General features: G+C 64.1%; 5 protein-coding genes. 1 reads left to right on the top strand and 4 read right to left on the bottom strand.

From position 1 onward, the window contains the following. Positions 1-171 precede the first annotated feature (171 nt). From IQK56_RS29030 to IQK56_RS29015, 4 genes are read right to left on the bottom strand one after another with little or no spacing between them, the layout of a single operon-like run. The gene (locus IQK56_RS29030) at positions 172-996 is read right to left on the bottom strand and encodes a sugar phosphate isomerase/epimerase family protein (protein ID WP_122308948.1); all 825 of its coding nucleotides are present in this window, start codon (positions 994-996) and stop codon (positions 172-174) included. A gap of 1 nt (position 997) precedes the next feature. After that, positions 998-2,197 (bottom strand): NAD(P)/FAD-dependent oxidoreductase, encoded by a 1,200-nt coding sequence (locus IQK56_RS29025; protein WP_193863984.1) that lies wholly within the window; start codon positions 2,195-2,197, stop codon positions 998-1,000. Positions 2,198-2,199: 2 nt separating this feature from the next. After that, positions 2,200-2,520, bottom strand: a complete 321-nt coding sequence (locus tag IQK56_RS29020; RefSeq protein ID WP_046036525.1) for a MocE family 2Fe-2S type ferredoxin — start codon at positions 2,518-2,520, stop codon at positions 2,200-2,202. A gap of 27 nt (positions 2,521-2,547) precedes the next feature. Beyond that, positions 2,548-3,642: a fatty acid desaturase family protein gene (locus tag IQK56_RS29015; protein ID WP_193863983.1), complete on the bottom strand. Its 1,095-nt coding sequence runs from the start codon at positions 3,640-3,642 to the stop codon at positions 2,548-2,550. A 162-nt stretch (positions 3,643-3,804) separates the two neighbouring features. Here IQK56_RS29015 and IQK56_RS29010 point away from each other — a divergent pair, with 162 nt between their 5' ends. Next, a complete protein-coding gene (locus tag IQK56_RS29010; RefSeq protein WP_193863982.1) occupies positions 3,805-4,854 on the top strand; it encodes a LacI family DNA-binding transcriptional regulator in 1,050 nt (349 codons plus the stop codon). Positions 4,855-4,905 lie beyond the last annotated feature (51 nt).

Below are 4,905 nucleotides of genomic sequence, written 5' to 3'. Positions count from 1 at the left end.
TTGTCTGGAAAAACGGGGGCGGCTTGATGGGGCTCTGGCGCCAGCCCAGCGCGGGGCAAGCCCGCTCACCACAGAAGCCAGGTCACCACAAAAGCCTGCTCACCATAGAGGCCCGCAAACCACAGAAGCCAGGTCACCATACAGAATATGCCCATTCTCGTAAGGCCGCCTTCAGACCAGGGTTTGGCAGTCGCTCCAAACCTGGCGAATCAGCCCCTGCATCTTCAACGCCTCAGCCCAGCGATCACTGATTTCACGCCCATCGGCACCGGTGATCGCATACGGCGGCGGGCCCAGTTCGCAGGTGAACGACAGGCTCTGCCCTGTGTCGGGGCGCGCCAACCAGTCTTCAATGCCGTAGCGCCACCAGCCAATAAACCGCTCGACCCAGGCCTGATGCTGGGGGAACGCCATTGAGACCTGCACCTGCTCACTGCTGGCCACGCGGCCGTGGAAACCCCAGCTGTGGCGCAGGATCGTGCGGATGTGTTCGTCGTCTTCCACCGCGCCCGGCTCGGGCAACTCGCGCCCCACCACGTAGTGGGACAGGTCGGCCAGCAACTTCAAGTCGGGCATTTGCGCCAACAGGTCGAGGGTGAACAGCAGGTCGTTGGTCAGGCGATACCGGTGGGTTTCCAGCAGCACCGGAAAATCCACCTGCTCGGCCAGGCGCTGCCAACCTTCGACCAGCCGCGCCGCTTCGGCCTGGGTGCGCGGGCGCACGTCGGCTTGCAGGGTGAGGTGGTGGCAGCCGTAGCGGCTGATCACATCCAGCGCGGCGGCCAGGTCATCCACCGACTGCGGAAACAGCTGGCCTTCGATCTGCAAGCCCCGCGCCGTGGCGGCGGCGTGCAGGCGTGTCACATCAGCGGGTTTCCAGTAATGGTCGGTGATGCCGTCGAAGCCGGCTGCGGCGATTCGATCCAGCTGCGCTTCGAGCGGGCCGGGCTCGGTTTGCATGGCCCATAGGGATTGGAATACCAGAAATTGGCGCATATCAGCTCCGCAGCACGTGTTTGAGGGACTGCTCGGGGTCCGCCAGGCTGGATGGGTTGAGCACCGTGCGCGCCGTGATCAGGCGTTCGCACAGCTTGATGTCCTTGGCCACGCTGTTGCCGGGCGCCCAGCCGCAGGCGCCTTGCAAATGGCCATCGGCATCGACGTAGAACAGCAGCAGACCGCCGGCCGGCAAGGCACGACTGATCGTGTGCGGGGTCATCCCGCCCACCGTCTGCAAACCCCAGTCGTATTGATCGGACCAGAAGCCAGGGATCGCCTCGAAGGGCACTTCACGCCCCAGCATATTCAGCGCCGCGTGCCGCCCCTGAGCCTCGGCGTTGCGCCAGGTTTCCTGGCGTTGGTACAGGCCATCGAGGCGAAACTCACAAACATCGCCGGCCGCATAGATGTCCGGCGCGCTGGTGCGCAGGTACGCATCCACACGGATGCCCTGCCCTACCTCCAGCCCCGCGTTGGCAGCCAGTTCGAGATTGGGTTGCATGCCGATGCCGACCACCACCAGGTCGCAGGGCAGCAACTGCCCGTCGACCAGTTGCACGGCATCGTCATGGATGGATTCCAGTGCCACATTCAAGCGCACATCCACGCCTTGTGCGCGGTGCAGGTCCAGCAGCATTGCGCTGATCACCGGCGGCAGCACCCGGCCCACCAGGCGCGGCCCGGCTTCCAGCACCGTGACCTCACACCCCAGGCCTCGGGCAGTGGCGGCCACTTCCAGGCCGATGAACCCGCCGCCGACAATCACCAGCCGTGTACCCGGACGCAAGGCACTGCGCAGGGCCAGGGCCTCGTCGTGGGTGCGCAGGTAAAGCACATTGGCCTGCGCCTGGGGCAAACGTCGCGCACGCCCGCCGGTGGCCAGCAGCAGACCGGCATAGGCCAGCCACTGGCCGTCAACGAGTTGCAGGCGATGGTGCTGCGGCTCCAACTGCGTCACGGGGTTGGCGGCGATATGCTCGATGCCCAATTCGCCCAGGCGTGCGCTGTCGCACAGGCTGCACGCCGCCAGGTCCGCCGTGCCCTGCAACAGGCCTTTGGACAGCGGCGGGCGCTCGTAGGGGACGTGCGGTTCATCGCCGATCAGGACCAGCCGCCCGGTATAACCCTCTTCGCGCAGGGTCAGCGCCGCACGGCCACCGGCATGGCCGGCGCCGACGATGATCAGGGGGGCGTTCATCATCACGCCGTGACAGCGAGCAGTACCCGCCCCGCTTCGACCCGCACCGGGTAGGTCTTGAGGTTGACGCACACCGGAGCGCCCATGGCCTTGCCGGTGCGGTAGTCAAAGCGCCCGTTGTGCTTGGGGCACTCGATGACATGGTCCATCACCAGGCCATCGGCGAGGTGGATTTTCTCGTGGGTGCACAGGCCGGCGGTGGCGAAAAACTCATTCTCGGCCGAGCGATACACCGCATAGGTGTGGGGCCCGTGGTCGAAGCGCAGCACGTCTTCTTCGTCTATTTCGCCCACGGCGCAGACGTCGATCCATTGATCGTTCATGGCGGTTTCTCTTGTTATGGATGGGGTTCAGCTGACTGCGGCTTCGGCACTCATCCGGGCATTGGCAGCCGGTTCCGCGCTCGGGCGAATCGGCCGCTGGATGAAATACGTCGGGTCGCTGCGCTGCTTCCAGATGGTCGGCAGGATTTCGCGGTAGGCCTCGAAAATATTCGCATACGGCGGCGGGCAGTCGTTGCGGATCTCTTCGTGCAACTGCTCAAGGGCGTGGTACGGCACCATCGGGTACATGTGGTGTTCGAGGTGGTAGTTCATGTCCATGTAGATAAAGCGCAGCACGCGGTTCATGTAGATGGTGCGGCAGTTGCTGCGATGGTCGAGCACGTCTTCGGCCAGCCCCACGTGCTGGGTCAGGCCAAACAGGTAGCCGAGCCAGGCGCCGTAGATACTCGGCAGCCCTACCAGCATCAGCGGCAACCAGCTGTGCAGGTACAGCGCGGTGCCAATGACCACTGCATAAATGCCCACCCAGATCCGTGCGGCGCGAAATACCTTGGGCCACTCGGATTCGGGGATAAAGTCCGCTTCCTGGGCACTCATCTGACCCACTGCATGACGCGCCACGCCGCTGAAGGTTTTCCGCGCCAAAGGCAGGTTGAACAGGCTCAGGAACATCATCAAGAAGCTCGGCGGACGTGGTTCGACGATTTCCGGGTCGCGGCCAACCACGATGGTATCGGTGTGGTGCCGGGCGTGGCTCCAGCGCCACACATGGGGTTCGAAGATGCACATGAAGCTCGCGACCTGGTACAGCGCGTCGTTCATCCAGCGCGTCTTGAACGCGGTGCCGTGGCCGGTTTCGTGCCAGCGCGGGTTCGACGCGGTGCCGTAGAGCACGCCATAGGCGAGGAAGAACGGCACGCAGGCCCAGGAGCCCCAGAACCAGTAGCCGCCGAAACCGGTGGCGAACAGCGTGCTCACCCAAATCGCGGTGTCGCGCAGGGCCGGGCCGTCGCGGCGCTGCATCAGTTCTTTCATGCGTTTACGGGAAATCGGCGATTGGTACCAACTGGCCGAGACCAGGCCTTTTTCGGCAGCGCGGGCGGCTTCCGGGCCGGTCAGGCTGTAGTCGCGCCGGGCGGTGTGAGCGGTGTGTTCAGGCATTGTTATTGTTCTCCGCAAGCGGGTGGTTTCTGGTGCTTTGCGAAACCAACGATAGAGAAGCGCCAAATCACCCTCAAGGCCTTGAATCCATTCCCTATCAAGCTATCATCCAGGCCCAGCGGGGCTTGATAGTTTTCTATCAAGACGTTCAAGAGGGCTGTCATGAACAACAATAAACGCCCAACCATCGCCACCGTCGCCGCCCATGCGGGCCTGAGTGTGGCCACTGTTGATCGGGTGCTGAATGCGCGTGCGCCGGTCAATCCGGAAACGGCCGAGCAGGTATTCCAGGCCGCCGAAGCCGTGGGCTATTTTGCGGCGCGGCTGATTGGCCAGCGCATTCGCGAACGCCGGCCCACGTATCGTTTCGGCATTCTGCTGCTGGGCACTGCACAGGCGTTTTATGCGCACCTGGCGCAGTCGATCAGCGACGCCGCGCAGCATCACGCGACGGCCAACCTGACCTGTCAGTTCGAATACATCAACGACCGCACGCCCAGCGCCATCGTTGCACAGATCGAGCAACTCGCCGTGCAGTGTGATGCCCTGGCGGTGGTCAGCTTCGCCCACCCGCTGATCAATGCGTGCCTGGCGCAGATCCGCGAGGCCGGCGTACCGGTGGTCGCCCTGCTGTCGGATATCCATGAACACGCCCTGGAACCTTACGTAGGCCAGGACAACCACATGGTCGGGCGCACTATGGGCTGGCTGCTCGCCCGCACCTGCAGCGCACGCAAAGGCAGCGTCGGGATTCTATTGGGCGGCCACCGGTTCCTGGGGCATCAGGCCCGGGTCGAAGGCCTGCACCGCTACCTGGCCGAACACGCGCCGGGCCTCAAGCCGCTGGAGCCGCTGATCAACCTGGACAACTGCGACATCACCGAAGAAGCCACCCTCGACCTGCTCACCCGCCACAGCGACCTGCGCGGCCTGTGCGTGGTGGGCGGTGGCGGTGACGGCATCATCAGCGCCCTGGCACAGCTGCCCAAGCGCCCGGCGCTGTGTTGCATCTTGCAGGAGTCTACCGAGCTGTCACGCCAGGCGCTGAGCCAGGGGTTGATTGATGTGGTGATGGACTCACAGCCACGGCAAACCGCGGTGGCGCTGGTGGAGTTGCTGGTGGAATTGCAGAGTGCCGAAGGGTTTGATCCAGTGCGGCATCGGGTGCATATCGCGCCGCAGATTGTGACGTCCGAAAATATGTGTGACTGAAGCGCGGTAATGCGCTGTTGTGGTGAGCGGGCTTCTGTGGTGAGCGGGCTT

Origin of the sequence: Pseudomonas cyclaminis (assembly GCF_015163715.1) — a bacterium.
Taxonomy (GTDB): Bacteria; Pseudomonadota; Gammaproteobacteria; order Pseudomonadales; family Pseudomonadaceae; genus Aquipseudomonas; species Aquipseudomonas cyclaminis.
This window is presented reverse-complemented; position numbering and strand designations above follow the sequence as displayed.